Origin of the sequence: Stakelama portus, from assembly GCF_003171655.1 — a bacterium.
Taxonomy (GTDB): Bacteria; Pseudomonadota; Alphaproteobacteria; order Sphingomonadales; family Sphingomonadaceae; genus Sphingomonas; species Sphingomonas portus.
This window is the reverse complement of sequence record NZ_QFZL01000004.1, coordinates 1-14,581: the sequence shown is the minus strand read 5'-3', so window position 1 is coordinate 14,581 and position 14,581 is coordinate 1. Positions and strand designations below refer to the sequence as shown.

General features: G+C 63.0%; 14 protein-coding genes and 1 tRNA gene. 10 read left to right on the top strand and 5 right to left on the bottom strand.

Features of this window, described 5'->3' with window-relative positions; translation table 11 throughout:
• Positions 1-6 precede the first annotated feature (6 nt).
• Positions 7-270 carry a GlsB/YeaQ/YmgE family stress response membrane protein gene (locus tag DKB74_RS11480; RefSeq protein ID WP_109808322.1) on the top strand — a complete coding sequence of 88 codons (264 nt, stop codon included), beginning with the start codon at positions 7-9 and terminating at the stop codon, positions 268-270.
• A gap of 63 nt (positions 271-333) precedes the next feature.
• On the opposite strand, the gene DKB74_RS11475 is transcribed toward DKB74_RS11480, so the two are convergent.
• Together DKB74_RS11475 and DKB74_RS11470 are read right to left on the bottom strand one after the other, a co-directional pair.
• Positions 334-1,065: an SIMPL domain-containing protein gene (locus DKB74_RS11475; protein WP_109808321.1), complete on the bottom strand. Its 732-nt coding sequence runs from the start codon at positions 1,063-1,065 to the stop codon at positions 334-336.
• Between the two features lie 101 nt (positions 1,066-1,166).
• Positions 1,167-1,427 (bottom strand): GlsB/YeaQ/YmgE family stress response membrane protein, encoded by a 261-nt coding sequence (locus tag DKB74_RS11470; protein WP_109808320.1) that lies wholly within the window; start codon positions 1,425-1,427, stop codon positions 1,167-1,169.
• A 232-nt stretch (positions 1,428-1,659) separates the two neighbouring features.
• Here DKB74_RS11470 and DKB74_RS11465 point away from each other — a divergent pair, with 232 nt between their 5' ends.
• Genes DKB74_RS11465 through DKB74_RS11455 form a run of 3 tightly spaced genes read left to right on the top strand, consistent with a single transcriptional unit; the run spans position 1,660 to position 7,341 of the window.
• Positions 1,660-2,853 (top strand): efflux RND transporter periplasmic adaptor subunit, encoded by a 1,194-nt coding sequence (locus tag DKB74_RS11465; RefSeq protein ID WP_109808319.1) that lies wholly within the window; start codon positions 1,660-1,662, stop codon positions 2,851-2,853.
• A 29-nt stretch (positions 2,854-2,882) separates the two neighbouring features.
• Entirely contained in the window at positions 2,883-6,047 is a 3,165-nt protein-coding gene (locus DKB74_RS11460; protein ID WP_109808318.1) for an efflux RND transporter permease subunit, read from the top strand.
• A 31-nt stretch (positions 6,048-6,078) separates the two neighbouring features.
• Positions 6,079-7,341 carry a DUF445 domain-containing protein gene (locus DKB74_RS11455; RefSeq protein WP_109808783.1) on the top strand — a complete coding sequence of 421 codons (1,263 nt, stop codon included), beginning with the start codon at positions 6,079-6,081 and terminating at the stop codon, positions 7,339-7,341.
• A gap of 6 nt (positions 7,342-7,347) precedes the next feature.
• On the opposite strand, the gene DKB74_RS11450 is transcribed toward DKB74_RS11455, so the two are convergent.
• Positions 7,348-7,593 carry a hypothetical protein gene (locus DKB74_RS11450; protein ID WP_109808317.1) on the bottom strand — a complete coding sequence of 82 codons (246 nt, stop codon included), beginning with the start codon at positions 7,591-7,593 and terminating at the stop codon, positions 7,348-7,350.
• A gap of 168 nt (positions 7,594-7,761) precedes the next feature.
• Positions 7,762-8,457 carry an HAD family hydrolase gene (locus tag DKB74_RS11445; RefSeq protein WP_109808316.1) on the bottom strand — a complete coding sequence of 232 codons (696 nt, stop codon included), beginning with the start codon at positions 8,455-8,457 and terminating at the stop codon, positions 7,762-7,764.
• 61 nt (positions 8,458-8,518) lie between these two features.
• On the opposite strand from DKB74_RS11445, the gene DKB74_RS11440 reads away from it, so the two are divergent.
• From DKB74_RS11440 to DKB74_RS11425, 4 genes are read left to right on the top strand one after another with little or no spacing between them, the layout of a single operon-like run.
• Complete coding sequence (locus DKB74_RS11440) at positions 8,519-9,628, top strand: ABC transporter permease (RefSeq protein ID WP_109808315.1); 1,110 nt, start codon at positions 8,519-8,521, stop codon at positions 9,626-9,628.
• Positions 9,625-10,428 carry an ABC transporter ATP-binding protein gene (locus tag DKB74_RS11435; protein ID WP_109808314.1) on the top strand — a complete coding sequence of 268 codons (804 nt, stop codon included), beginning with the start codon at positions 9,625-9,627 and terminating at the stop codon, positions 10,426-10,428. Before DKB74_RS11440 ends, DKB74_RS11435 begins: the two co-directional genes overlap by 4 nt.
• Positions 10,429-10,435: 7 nt before the next feature.
• Positions 10,436-11,404 carry an MlaD family protein gene (locus DKB74_RS11430; RefSeq protein WP_109808313.1) on the top strand — a complete coding sequence of 323 codons (969 nt, stop codon included), beginning with the start codon at positions 10,436-10,438 and terminating at the stop codon, positions 11,402-11,404.
• Between the two features lie 7 nt (positions 11,405-11,411).
• Positions 11,412-11,993, top strand: coding sequence for an ABC-type transport auxiliary lipoprotein family protein (locus DKB74_RS11425; RefSeq protein WP_109808312.1), 582 nt, complete (start codon positions 11,412-11,414; stop codon positions 11,991-11,993).
• Between the two features lie 16 nt (positions 11,994-12,009).
• On the opposite strand, the gene DKB74_RS11420 is transcribed toward DKB74_RS11425, so the two are convergent.
• Positions 12,010-12,870: a peptidylprolyl isomerase gene (locus DKB74_RS11420; RefSeq protein ID WP_109808311.1), complete on the bottom strand. Its 861-nt coding sequence runs from the start codon at positions 12,868-12,870 to the stop codon at positions 12,010-12,012.
• A gap of 96 nt (positions 12,871-12,966) precedes the next feature.
• Between DKB74_RS11420 and DKB74_RS11415 the strand changes: the two genes are divergently transcribed.
• Both DKB74_RS11415 and DKB74_RS11410 read left to right on the top strand, forming a co-directional pair.
• Positions 12,967-13,057: transfer RNA gene (locus DKB74_RS11415), tRNA-Ser, on the top strand.
• Positions 13,058-13,247: 190 nt separating this feature from the next.
• Positions 13,248-14,501, top strand: coding sequence for an NACHT domain-containing protein (locus DKB74_RS11410; RefSeq protein ID WP_161956852.1), 1,254 nt, complete (start codon positions 13,248-13,250; stop codon positions 14,499-14,501).
• The last annotated feature ends 80 nt before the right edge of the window (positions 14,502-14,581 follow it).

Sequence of the window (14,581 nt, the reverse complement as noted above, 5' to 3'; positions counted from 1 at the left end):
TAAGACATGGATCTTGTTGGACTTCTCGTTTGGCTCGTCGTTGGCGGTGTTGTCGGCTGGCTTGCCTCGATCGTAATGCGAACCGATGCTCAGCAGGGCATCTTCCTCAACATCATCGTCGGAATCGTCGGCGCCTTTATCGGCGGCTGGCTGTTCGGCGGCAGCATCAATGACGGTGCGATCACCATCACCACGTTCCTGGTGTCGCTGGTCGGAGCCATTTTGTTGCTGGCAATCGTCAATCTGGTGCGTCGCGGCGCGCTGCGCTGATCCTGCACCGGCAATCAATGCCCGCTTGAAAAGGGGCCGCGAGTTTCGCGGCCCCTTTTTTCGTCACTTGAGCAGGAAGCGGACCGTCACGGTCATGGTGACGTCCTGTTCGCCCGGCATGACTTGCGTATCCGCCGATTCCATCCGCGACATATAGGCAACCGGCATCGGGCCACTGCCCGGCGCTTCGCCTTCGCTGATCGAAAGGATGCGGTCGACGCTAAGGCCCGCCGCGCCGGCATAGAGATCCGCCCGCGCCCGCGCCGTGCGAATCGCATCCACCCGCGCTTCGTCGCGTGCGCTATCGATCGCATCGATGGTCAGGCTGGGGCCGTTGATGTTGTTCGCACCCTGCGCCACCAGCAGGTCGAGGATCGCGCCGCTCTTTTCAATGTCGCGAAAGCGCACGCGAACGCTGTTCGCGGCCTGATAGCCGGTAATCACCGGCGGCTGATTATCCTCGTGCCGATATTGCGGCGAAAGGCTGATATCGGCGGTCTGGATATCGCGATCGGCAATGCCGGCGCGTTTGAGCGCGGCGATGACCCTGCCCATCTGCGCGCTGTTCTGGCTCATTGCTTCGGCAGCCGTCGGCGCCTGTGTGACGACTCCCGCGCTGATCGTCGCGATGTCGGGCGTGCGCGTCGTCCGCCCTTCGGACACGACCGTGAGTATCGTGCCCTGCATAGGTTCGCCCATCGCCATGGGATGGTGCATTTCCTGCGCGCGCGCCGGCGCCGCGCCGATTGCGACGGCTGCAGCGCCCAGCGCCAGTGAAGCCATGATCGTTCGCATTATTCTCTCCTGGAAATGAAAAAGCCCCGTGCAGGGTCTGGGTAAACCACGCACGGGGCTTTAGGGTTTCGGGCTTGCACGCCCGATGAACGAAATTCCGGTCAGCGCACGCGGCGCACCATCACGATGCGATACAGCGCAAGCAGCACGACCGAGCCGGCCACCGCAGCCGCATAGCTTTCAAAGCCGCCTTCGAGTGCATAGCCCATCGACTGGGCGACGAATCCTGCGAGCAGGGCTCCGGCGATACCGATCAGGATCGTGACGATAATGCCGCCCGGATCCTTGCCGGGCATGATGATCTTGCCGAGGACACCGGCGACCAGACCGATCAGAAGCCAGCCAAACCAACCGCGTTCCATATCTTCCTCCCGATTGCGGCCCCGTGTTGCAGAGCCTTTCGCAAGCGTTGCGCGATGCCGCGGCAGTTGCAACCCGTTTCTTGACGGCAACGATCCGGTATCTTGCGAAACCATCGGTTTATCGGCATTGCGCCGCTGCTAGAAAAACGACCATTGCGGTCGGTGACTTATTCATCTAACACAGCAGATATCCTGTCTCCGGCAGCCGCCGGCACGCTTGAGATATGCACGCATGAATTACGAGGCACAGATGTTCGGTGACGACAATCGAATGGCGCTCCCCGGCGAAGAACGCCGCAGCAGGCGGCGGTGGTGGATTATCGGGGGTATCGTTGCGCTGATCGCGATCGTTGCCGTGGCGCTGATGCTTTCCGGCGGCAACAAGGAAGCGGCGACGGGAGAAAAGGCCGCGGCGTCCGAATCGCAGGCCGACAGCCAGATTCCGACGGTCACCGTCGCGGTTCCCGGACGGCGATCGATCCAGCGCGCCATTTCGGCCACCGGTTCGCTGGCCGCGCGCCGCGAAATGCCGGTCGGCGTCGTCGGCGAAGGCGGGATGGTGACTCGCGTGCTGGTCGAACCGGGCGCCTGGGTCCGCGCAGGGCAGGTGCTCGCAACGATCGACCGTTCGGTGCAGAGCGAAACCGTCCAGTCGCTCGCCGCACAGGTGCGCGTGGCGCGCGCCGACGCCGATATCGCGCAATCCGAACTCGATCGCGCGCAGCAGCTTGTCAGTCGCGGTTTCGTTTCGGCGGCCGATGTCGAACGCAAGACCGCCACGCGCGATTCGGCGGCGGCGCGCGTGCGCGTTGCCGAGGCGCAGCTTGCCGAAGCACAGGCACGCAATCGCCGTCTCGACATTCGCGCGCCCGAAGCCGGCCTTATCCTTACCCGCAGCGTCGAGCCCGGCCAGGTCGTCAGCCCGGGCAGCGGCACGTTGTTCCGCATCGCAAAGGGCGGCCAGATGGAACTGCGTGCGCAGCTTTCCGAAGGCGATCTTCAGCGGCTGCATGTCGGCGTTCCGGCGGAAGTCACGCCGGTGGGCACTGATCACACCTTCCACGGCGAAGTGTGGCAGGTCTCGCCGGTCATCGATCCGCAGACGCGCCAGGGCATCGCCCGCATCTCGCTGTCCTATGATCCCGCGCTGCGCCCCGGCGGTTTCGCCAGCGCCCGCATCATCGCCGGCGCTTCGGACGCGCCGTTGCTGCCGCAATCGGCGATCCAGAGCGACGCACGGGGTAACTTCGTGTATATTCTCAACGACAAGGACGAAGCGGTCCGTCGCCCGGTGCGTACCGGCGAGGTTTCCGACGCCGGCGTCGCGATTGTCGAGGGACTGAACGGAACCGAGCGCGTGGTGCTGACCGCCGGCGCCTTCCTGAACGAGGGCCAGAAAGTGAAGCCCGAGCTCAAGAAGCTGTAATTCAGAGTTAATTCCGCAGGGACAATGCCATGAGCTTTCGCAATATCTCGGCGTGGGCAATCCGTAACCCGGTGCCCCCGATCGTGCTGTTCCTGTTCCTGACAATCGCGGGACTGCTCAGCTTTTCGCGCATGGACGTGAACAACAGTCCGGACATCGACTTCCCGGTCGTCTGGGTTTCGATTTCACAGCCGGGCGCGGCGCCGAGCGAGCTTGAAACGCAGGTCACGCAGAAGGTCGAATCGGCCGTCCGCAGCCTGCAGGGCATCGACGAGATCACATCGAACGTCAGCGAAGGCAGCAGCACCACCGTCGTCCAGCTCGCCATCGGTACGCCGATCGATCGCGCGGTCGAGGATGTGCGCAGCGCCGTGCAGCAGATTCGCGGCAACCTGCCCGACGGGATTCTGGAACCCCAGATCGGCCGTGTCGATTCGGCGAGCGACAATGATATCGCCAGCTTTGCCGCCATCGCCCCCGACATGACCGTCGAGGAACTGAGCTGGTATATCGACAATACGGTGTCGAAGGAGCTGCTTTCGATTTCCGGCATGTCGGCGGTCAACCGCAATGGCGGCGTCGATCGTGAAATCCGGGTGCAGATCGATCCGGCCAAGCTTCAGGCCTATGGCCTTACCGCCAGCCAGGTGAACCAGCAGCTTCGTCAGGTGAACCTGAACGCGGCGGGCGGCCGCGCGGAAATTTCCGGATTCGAACAATCGGTGCGCGTGCTCGGCAATGCCAGCACTGCCTATACGCTGGGCCAGACCCAGATTTCGCTTGGCGGCGGGCGTACTGTGCGGCTTTCGGAAATCGCCTCGGTGCGCGATTCCTATGGCGAATTGCGCAGCGCCGCGCGCTTTGGTGGAAAGCCGGTCGTTTCCTTCGACATCCAGCGCGCAAAGGGCGCGTCGGATCTGGCGATCTATCAGGAAACGGTGGCCAAGCTGAAACAGCTCGAGGCCAATAATCCGCGCGTGCATTTCGAACTTCTGTCGAACTGGAGCCGCTACGCCGAGGAACAATATCACACGGCGATGGAAGCGATGATCGAAGGCGCCGTGCTCGCCGTCATCGTCGTCTTCCTGTTCCTGCGCGACTTCCGCGCCACGCTGATCTCGGCGCTCGCCATCCCGCTTTCGGCAATCCCGACCTTCTGGTTCATGGACATGCTGGGCTTCACGCTCAACCAGATGACGCTGCTGGCGCTCAGCCTGGTCGCGGGCGTGCTGGTCGACGATGCGATCGTGGAGATCGAGAATATCGTCAGACATATGCGTATGGGCAAATCCGCCTATCAGGCGGCGATCGACGCGGCCGACGAAATCGGCGTCGCGGTGCTCGCCACCACCATGTCGATCGTCGCGGTGTTCCTGCCGGTCGGCCTGATGCCCGGCATTTCGGGGCAGTTCTTCAAGAATTTCGGCCTGACCGTCGTCGCATCGGTGCTGATGAGCCTTGCCGTCGCGCGTCTGGTGACGCCGATGATCGCGGCCTATTTCCTCAAGGCGCAGGGCCATCGCTCGCATGGCGAAGGCTGGCTGAGCGACATGTATATGAAGGTGTTGCGCTGGACGCTGCGGCACCGCTGGTCGGCCGTGGTCGGGAGCGGCGTCGCGTTCGGCCTCACCATCTTCTGTTTCGCTTCGCTGCCGATGACGTTCCAGCCGACCCAGGACGAGGATCAGGTCCGGGCGAATATCGAAATGGTCCCCGGCACCACGCTGGAGGACACCGACGCCGTCGTTCGCCGCGTGGCCGAGCGGCTGGCCAGGGAACCCGATGTCGCCAGCGTCTATGAACGTTCCTTCGTCGGCAGCGGCCGGGTTACCGTCTCGCTGAAGGACGACCGTTCCGAAACCAGCAGCGAGTTTACTCGCCGGGTTACGCCCGATCTGCTCACGATTCCGGACGCACGTGTCGGCTTCAATGCCCAGGGCGGCTGGGGCGGCAGCGGACGCGAGCTGACGATCACGCTGGGCGGCGAGGATCCCAAGCTGCTCAACGAAACGGCAATCAAGCTGGTCAATCAGATGGCAACGCTGCCCGAACTGGTGGCGCCGCGCATCGCCGGCGAACTCAACCGGCCCGAAATCGTCATCCGGCCGCGGCTCGATCTGGCTGCCGATATGGGCGTCACCACGGCTGCGCTCTCAAGCGCGATCCGCATCGCGACGCTGGGCGACATCGATCAGAACAGCGCCAAATTCTCGCTGTCCGATCGCCAGATCCCGATCCGGGTGGCGCTGGAGGAAGATGCGCGCGCGCGGCTTTCGACGATCCAGAACCTGCCGGTCGCGACTCAGAATGGCGGATCGGTTCCGCTGGGCGTCGTCGCCGACATCACTTTCGGTTCCGGACCGACGCGCATTCAGCGCCTCAACCTGCAGCGGCGCATCGTCGTCGGCGCCGACCTCGCCACCGACCCCGAAACCGGCAAGGCCTATGTTTCGGGCGAGGCGATGAAGAAGATCCACGAACTGCCGGTGATGAAAGATCTGCCGGTCGGCGTGAACGAAGTGACCGTGGGTCAGGCCAAATGGCAGGCGGAGATGCTCCAGAACTTCTTCGTCGCGCTGGGCTCGGGCATCTTCCTGGTCTTCGCGGTGCTGGTGCTGCTCTATCGCCGCTTCATCGCGCCGCTGGTCAACATGGGATCGCTGCTGCTCGCGCCGCTGGGCGGGCTGCTCGCGCTGATGGCGCTCGGCTATCCGCTCTCGCTGCCCGTTTTCATCGGCATCCTGATGCTGTTCGGCATCGTCGCGAAGAACTCGATCCTGCTGATCGACTTCGCGCTCGAGGAAATGGCGAAGGGCGTCGACAAGTTCAGCGCGCTGATGGACGCCGGACACAAGCGCGCCCAGCCGATCGTGATGACCACGGTCGCGATGGTCGCGGGCATGGTGCCGACGGCGCTGTCGCTTTCGGGTGACTCCTCCTGGCGCGCGCCGATGGGCGTGGTCGTGATCGGCGGCCTGATCCTTTCGACGGTGCTGACGCTCGTCATCGTCCCGGCGGCGTTCAGCCTGGCGGTGGGTGTCGAAAACTGGCTCGGCCCGAAATTGTCGCGGCGCCTGCTCACCTATCGTCCGGGCGACAATGCCGCCGACAAGATCGAGCAGCAGCGCCAGGGCGGGCGTATCGGATATGATCCAGGCAAGCCGGGCGGCGACGAACCGCACCCGGCGGAGTGAACTCGCGGCGGTTTCGGGTATTAAGGCGGGAATGAAAGTTCGTTCCCGCCTCCGCTCCGCCGAGCCGCCTCCCCCCGCGCTGGTTCGCATGCGATGGATCGCCACCGGCATGCTGGTGGCGATGGCCGCCACTTTCATCATCGCGACGCGCTATCAGGGGCTGCACCCCGCGATCGGCTATATCCGCGCCTTTGCCGAGGCGGCGATGGTCGGCGGGCTGGCCGACTGGTTCGCAGTAACCGCGCTGTTCCGCCATCCACTCGGCCTGCCGATCCCGCATACGGCGATCATCCCGCGCAACAAGGATCGTATCGGCGACACGCTCGCCACCTTTCTGCGCGACAATTTCCTCACCCCCGGCGTGGTCGCGCGGCGCATGGGCAGGATCGACGTGGCGGGCGCCGTCGGCAAATGGCTGACCGAGCCGCGCGGCTCGCATGGGCGCGTCCAGCAGGGCGCGGCGCGCCTGTTGGTCGACATGCTCGAATCGCTCGATCAGGACCGGCTGGGCGGGATGGCGAAGCGCGCGATCGGCAATCAGCTGCGCACGATGAAGATCGCCACGCCGCTCGGCCGCGTGCTCGACAGCGCAATTGCCGAAGATCGCCACGTGCCACTGCTCGACGGGATCATCCGCTGGGCGGCGCGCGTGCTCGACGCCAACGAACATCTGATTCGCGAAATGGTGCATCAGCGCGCGGGCGCGATCATGCGCTGGACCGGGCTGGACGAACGGCTTGCCAATGCGATCATCGACGGCCTCGCCAGGCTGATCGCCGACATGGCCGACGATCCGCACCATCCCCTGCGCGCCAAGGCCGAAGAGGGGCTGGCAAGGCTCGCCGCCGATCTGCAGTTCGACGAACGGACGCAAAGCCGTGTCGAAAGCTTCAAGGTCGAAATGCTCGAAAACCCCGCGCTCGACCGGTGGTGGATGGGCATATGGGAATCGGCGCGCGCCGGCCTGCTCCGATTCGCGCGCGATCCCGATGCGGCATTCAAGGGCGAACTGGGCGAGGCGCTGCGCCAGCTGGGTGAGACGCTTCAGCGCGAACCCGCGCTGGCCGCCACCGTCAATCGCTTCGTGCGCCGCGCCGCCGTCGGCATCGCCGCCGATTATGGCGATGCGATCGTCCGGCTGGTTTCCGATACGGTGCGCAGCTGGGACGCCGAAACGATCACCGGCCGCATGGAAAACGCCGTCGGCCGCGACCTGCAGTTCATCCGCATCAACGGCACGCTGGTCGGCGGCCTGGTCGGGGTGGCGATCCACACACTCGGTACATTGCTGTAAAGCGAATTACTCGATCAGATAGTCGACGATCGCATCGCGCTTGGCGAAGAGGATGACGACCCGATCTGCATCACTCGCGGTGTCGTGGATCTTGTACATATAGGTGGTGGCACCGTCGGGACGGGGATAGGAAATCCCTTCGCCAAGCCGCCGCTTGATCACACGAAGCGATGGCGTGGCTTTAATGGCCGCCTGGAGCTCACCAGCGTCGATCGGCTGGCTGGGTACGCTGCTGCCGTCGATCCGTGCCACGCCCGGCGCGATTTGCGTTACGCCCGGCCCTCCACATTTTGCGCTGCCGCCGCCGCAGGGACCAGAAGCGCGATGAAGCTCAGGCTGACAACATATGCTTGTCGCATCGTCTATTCCACTCGCAATGCCGCTGACACACTATTGTACGCCCGCCCCACCGGAAAGGCACTATGTACCAACAGCGTCCCCTTCGCCTCGCCAGTCGAGCATTTCCCACCCGCGCTCGATTGCCATTTTCCGCAGCGGACCATGCGCATTCACTGCGAACGCCTCATCCGCCCAGCCGAGCAGCGGCGCATCGGAAACATGGTCGCTATAGGCACGGACATGCGCCTCGCCCCGCGCGATGCCGCTTTTTTGCATCCATGCCTCGACCATGCGGAGCTTTGCGGGGCCGTAACAGTTCTCGCCTTCGATGAGCGACAATAAATCCCCCTCCGCATTGCGCCGCGCCTGGGTCGCAACGACATCGTCGAACCCCAGCCGCGCGCCAATCGCCTCAGCATAATAGCCATGCGAAGCCGTCGCCATCACCAGCCGGTATCCGGCGGCGCGATCCGCCGCGATCCGTTCGCGCGCGGCTTCGAGCGTGTTGGTGTGACTGACCTGATCGGCATAGCTTTGGGCAAGGTCGCTCGCGGCTTCGTGCGACACCCGTTCGCCCAGCATCAGCCGCTGGGTAACCTGTTTCAACGCGCCGCGATCGAGCAGCTTCAGCCCATAGCCAAGCGTCGCCAGCCCGGCGATCGGCAGCAGCGCAAGCCGCCACGGCGCCCGGCGCTTTGCCGCGTGGACCAGGAAGGTCGTCCAGGTCGGCGCGCGCGTGATCGTTTTGTCCATGTCATAGATTGCGATATACTGCATTGCGGCATCGTGGCGCCTATCCGCTTGCCGATCCAGCGCAAATCCAGCAATGTCCCATCCAATGACCGCCATGGCCGATTTTCAAAGGGTTGAGTCCGACAGCGAAACGCTGCTTCGCTTCACGGGCGACCTGTCGCTTGCGTCGATCGGCGACCTGCCCGAACGCCTGCCCGGCGTCGCGCCGGTCGATCGTATCGATCTGGCAGGCGTCGACCGGATCGACACCGTCGGCGCGTGGATGATCCACCGCTTCGCAACTGCCCGCGACGTGCCGGTATCCGGCCTGGAGGGCGACGAAGCGCAACTGTATGAGCAAGTGGCGCGCGCCGCCGACCAGCCCGTGGTCGCGCCCGCTCCCGATTATGGCCTGTTCCTGCGCATCGTCGCGGAAACCGGCGAAGCGGTGATTTCCGCGTTCCGCACCCTGCACGGCCTGCTCGGCTTCATGGGCGCGACCGTGATCGCATTCTGGAACGTGTTCACGCGACCGCGCCGCTTTCGCCTCAACGCCACGGTACAGCGTTTCGAAGTCGTCGGCGTGTCGGCGCTGGGCATTATCGGCCTGATGAGCTTCCTGATCGGGATCGTCATTGCCCAGCAAGGGGCGGTGCAGCTCAAACAATTCGGCGCCGAAGTCTATACGATCAATCTGGTCGGCCGCATCACGCTGCGCGAACTGGGCGTGCTGATGACCGCGATCATGGTCGCCGGGCGATCCGGCAGCGCCTTTGCCGCGCAGATCGGCACCATGAAGCTGACCGAGGAAATCGACGCGATGCGCACGATCGGCGTTTCGCCGATGGAAGCGCTGGTGGTTCCGCGCACGCTGGCCGCGATCGTGATGATGCCGTTGCTGGGCTTTTATGCCTCGCTGATCGCAATCATCGGCGGCGGCCTGCTCTGCTGGATTTCGCTCGACGTGCCGCCGATCACCTTCGTTCAGCGCATTCGCGAAGTCGTGCCGCTCACCGACCTGTGGGTGGGCCTGATCAAGGCGCCGGTGTTCGGCGCGATCATCGCCATCGCCGGTTGTTTTCAGGGCATGCTGGTCGAAGGCGACGCCGAACAAGTCGGTGCGCGCACCACCGCGGCGGTGGTTCAGGCGATTTTCCTCGTCATCGTCCTCGACGCATTTTTCGCTGTCTTCTTCAGCGGGGTCGGCTGGATATGAGCGACGAGGACGACATCATCATTCGCGTCCGCGGACTGAAAAACAGCTTCGGCAATCAGGTCGTGCACGAGGATCTCGACCTGGATGTGCGCCGTGGCGAAATCCTGGGCGTCGTCGGCGGATCGGGCACCGGCAAATCGGTGCTGATGCGATCGATCATCGGACTGCAGGCGCCCAATGCCGGATCGGTCGAAGTGTTCGGGCACGATATGCTGGCGGGTACCCCCGGCGAGCAGACCGAGATCCGCAAACGCTGGGGCGTGTTGTTTCAGGGCGGCGCGCTGTTTTCCACGCTCACCGTCGCCGAAAATGTCCAGGTGCCGCTGCGCGAATTCTATCGTGGCTTCAATCAGCAACAGCTCGATGAAATCGCGTCGTACAAGGTGGTGATGACCGGCCTGCCGTCCGACGCCGGGCCCAAATATCCCGCCGAGCTGTCGGGCGGCATGCGCAAACGTGCCGGGCTTGCCCGTGCGCTTGCGCTCGACCCGGAGCTGCTGTTTCTCGACGAGCCGACTGCCGGGCTCGATCCGATCGGTGCGGCGGCGTTCGACGAACAGACCCGATCGCTTCAGCGGACACTGGGGCTGACGGTGTTTCTGATCACGCACGATCTCGATACGCTGCATGCGATCTGCGATCGTGTCGCGGTGCTCGCCGACAAACATGTGATTGCGGTGGGCACCATCAACGAGTTGCTGGCGTTGGACCATCCGTGGATCCAGGAATATTTCAACGGACCCCGCGGTCGCGCCGCGATCGCCGGGTCGGACCGGGCGCAAGCGCCCGCGGGGGCATGAGGGACTGATGGAAACGCGATCGAACCATGTGCTCGTGGGCGCCGTTACGCTGATCCTGCTGGCGGTGCTGGCGATCTTCGTCGTCTGGCTCGCGCGGCTCGGCGACGGCTCGGACCGCGAATATGACATTTTCTTCGCCCAGGCAGTCGACGGCATCAGCCCCGGTTCGCCGGTCGCCTTTTCCGGCGTCCCGGCCGGGCAGGTGAAGGAAATCGCTTTCTGGCCCCCCGATCCCAAGCTCGTGCGCGTGCGGATCAAGGTGAACGACAATGTCCCGATCCTGGAAGGCACGACCGCCAGCATCAACGGCATCGGCTTTACCGGCGTCAGCCAGATCCAGCTCGACGGCGCGATCAAGGGCGCTCCGGCAATCGCCTGTCCCCGACAAAATCCACGCTCGGCCTGCCCGCTCGACGTGCCGGTGATCCCCACCAAGACGGGTGGCCTGGGCGCGATCCTGAACTCCGCGCCGCAACTCGTCGAGCGGCTGTCCACCCTGACCGAACGGCTCACGCAGCTGCTTGGCGACAAGAATCAGGCGTCGATTGCCGGCATCCTGGCCAATACCAACCGCCTGACCGACGCGCTGGCGGATCGCGGACCGGAAATGGCGGCGACCATCGCCGAAATGCGCACGGCGGTCGCCCGGATCGGTGCCGCTGCCGAACAGATCGGTTCGCTAGCCGATTCGACGCGGAACGTGATGGACAACAGCGTCGATCCGGCGATGCAGAACCTCAATCAGGCGGTGCTGGCGGCAAAACAGAGCATGGAGAATCTGGACGCCGCGATCGGCGATGCGCGCCCGGGTATTCAGGCATTCTCACAACAGACGATGCCCCAGGCGACACAGCTGGTCCATGATTTGCGCCGAACCGCCATCGCGCTTGGCGAAATTGCCGAACGGCTGGACCGGGAAGGCGCCGGCTCGCTGTTGTCGTCGCCGCGCCTGCCCGATTATGACCCGAAGAAATGAGGCCGATATGAAGAAGCTTGCCATCGTCGCCGCGCTGCTGCCGCTGACGGCATGCATCAAATTCGGGTCCGAACCGCCGCCCGCGCTGCTGATGCTCAGCTCGGCAGCCACGATTCCAGCGGGCGAAATTCAGGGTTCCGCCAACAGCGCGGCGATTCTGATCCAGACCCCGCAAACGCCGCAGGAACTGGCGACGGTGCGCGTACCGGTGCATACGAGCGACACCAGCGTCGCCTATGTCAAGGAAGCGCAATGGGTGGAGCAGCCCGCCGATATGTTCGCGCGCCTGCTGGCCGATACGGTTACGGCGCGGACCGGGCGTATGACGATCAGCGAACGCCAGTCGATCGATCGACCCGCCGCGCTGCTGACCGGCGAACTGCGCTCCTTTGGCGTCGACGCGCGCACCAACGAAGCGACGGTGATCTATGACGCGTCGCTGCGTCGCGCGGACAGCGCCGTGTTCGAACGCCGCCGCTTCGTTGCCACCGTGCCGGTGTCGGCAATCGATCGCACCGCTGTGGGCGAGGCATTGAACCAGGCCGCCAATCAGGTCGCCGGTGAAGTTGCCGACTGGATCGGCAAATAATCACTGGCGACTGCGGCTAGGGCCGGCGCCGAACCCCCGGCCCCAGATCGCAAACCTCCAGCCCCGTCGCGATCATCGGCGCGTCGGGATTCATTTTCTTGTCGATCAGCGCCGCGTAGCGCGGATTATCGGTCGCACGATATTGGAAATGCGGGCGCTCATCGGCGGGGAACTGGCTCGCCAGCCGCACCGATGCGATGCCGGTCCGCTCGGCTGCCGTGGCATAGACACCCATAGGGGCGGCGCTGCGCGGCAGCGATGAAAACACGTCCATCCCTTCGACCACGCGTCCGACCACGGTGTAATTGCGATCCAGCCGCCGCGCCGACTGGCCGATCGGCGTGAACAACTCGGCGCCGGTGCCGGTATCGGGCAGCGAATCGCGCGCCACGCCGACCGAGCCATAGCAATGCGTCAGCCACGCCGCGCTGCCGTCGGTGGCGATCGGCCAGCCATCGGCGGTCACCCCCGACGCAGTCGAATAGGCGTCGCGCACCGGCAATCGCTGCGCAGCTTCGAACGCGCCGATTTCGAATTCGGCAGGCGGACGGCGCAGGATTTCGGGCGGCAGCGGCTTCTGTTCGGTCGCGTCACCCCATTGCGCCACCCAGTTTTCCTGAACGCGATAGATGGTCGCGCCGTCCCACCAATGCGCGTTGATCAGCGTGCCGATATTCGCGACATGGCCCGGCGCGAATCGCTTGGCCAGCCGAATGAAGATCTGACGCCCGTCAGTGAGCGTGATGACCATGATTTCGTCATCGGGAATATCGTGCCAGTCGGCAGCGACAGGATCGGGAGTCGCTTGCTGCGCACAGGCGGGAAGCGGACCGGCGAGAAGGGCAAGCGCAGCGAGCGCGTGAAGAGGTCTGAACATGGCTGCGGAGACTGACACGCAGTCCGGCCCGGCGCAATCCCGCTGCTTGCGTTCGCGCGCGCCAGCTTCTAGTGGACACGACCTTCCAGCGCATGCGGAGCGGTGGCCGAGTGGTCGAAGGCGCTCGCCTGGAAAGTGAGTATACGGCAAAACCGTATCGAGGGTTCGAATCCCTCCCGCTCCGCCACCAAACCAATAATATTATTTTTTTTCAAGATGTTGGTGCCTACCGGGGTCCACGAACCAACATTATGACCAACATTGTGCTTGAGCGTATGCGCTGGCGCCTTGTTGGCGCGGCGGAGAGCGACACGAGCGCCGTCGCTCCAAACGGATGAACGATGGCGCCTCCATCTTGTCTAGCCGCGGCGAAGAATTTGTTTATTCTATCCGCACTCGTTTCCAGGGCTTGGGTGGCAATCATGATTTCGTCTGGCACGCTTCTCAAACTGACAGCCCCTGCTGTTCAGCAAGGCGCCTCACTGATCTTCCAAAAGATAGCGCGGCTTCGGCGCATTAAGGACGCCATATCTGACCAACATGTCGATGACATGCTCACCGCAGCGGCGAGCGATTTTGTCATCGTCAAAGGCTCCTGGCTTGGCGAATATGACGAGCGTGTTGCAGGATTTTTGTCTGCCCTTTCGGCCTCCGGCTTGCATTCGGCGATGTTTAACGACGCACTTGTTGGAGCGCGAAGCCCTGCCATCAAAGCGGCATTCGTCGCATTGTTCGAACGAGAGGTCGATGCGCAGGCGGGAGAAGCCTTGGCAATATATAACGAAGTAGCCACCTCGTACGAAATAACGACCACGCAGATAAGTAAAGACCCGGTTTTAGCGAGGATCGTCAAACAAAGTAATCAATTTATCATAGATAGAATTGCCGAAATTGAATCCTCAATTGATTCGATACGTGTTGGTATATCTAGGCCGATAGAGAGCAAATGTCTCGGCGAGATAATACCAAGGCTTCTTCGGGCCATGGCCAATGACACTAGATTCATTCGAGTGGAGACCAGCCAGGGGAGAAAGGAGGTCGAGGTTTCCAAAATATACATCGCACCAAAATTATCTCTTCGGAATCATGAGGACATTCGTCCGGCCATTGACGAAATGCTTGGGATAGAATCAAGCCATTCTGCATCTGTTAAAGTGAAGAGACTGTTGCAAGCTGATAGAACTCAGGTAGAACAGTTTGCCAATGTCAGTATTGACGAAATTACCGGTCTTCACCGGGTGGTTGTTCTTGGTAATCCCGGAGGAGGGAAGAGCACCTTACTCCAGGCAATTTGCCATAACCTCGGGAGCCATTCCTTAAAACTGATCAACGATGGCGCAGCTGCGGCAAGCGTAGTGGTACCGATCAGAATCGTCTTGCGCGACTTCGAGCGTGCTCGACTGAATAACGCTCAACTATCAATCTTGGAATATATCACCAATGAGCTACTAAGCTTTGCTTACACTGACAAAAATGTCCTAATGGCCGTAGTCGAGCGTCTTCTCGCCAGCGGTCAAGCCTATCTGGCCTTCGATGGATTGGATGAAATCCTCAAGACCGCGAACCGCCGAACTTTTGTAGATCTAGGCCGTGAACCCATAAACTGGGCCCGTCGGACGATGCCTAGCTGATCCCGGACGTCCGTCCGGTTACAAATCGGCTATTGCGTCGTCGAAGCGTGAAGCGAGCTTTAGGAAGTCGTCGCCCCAGC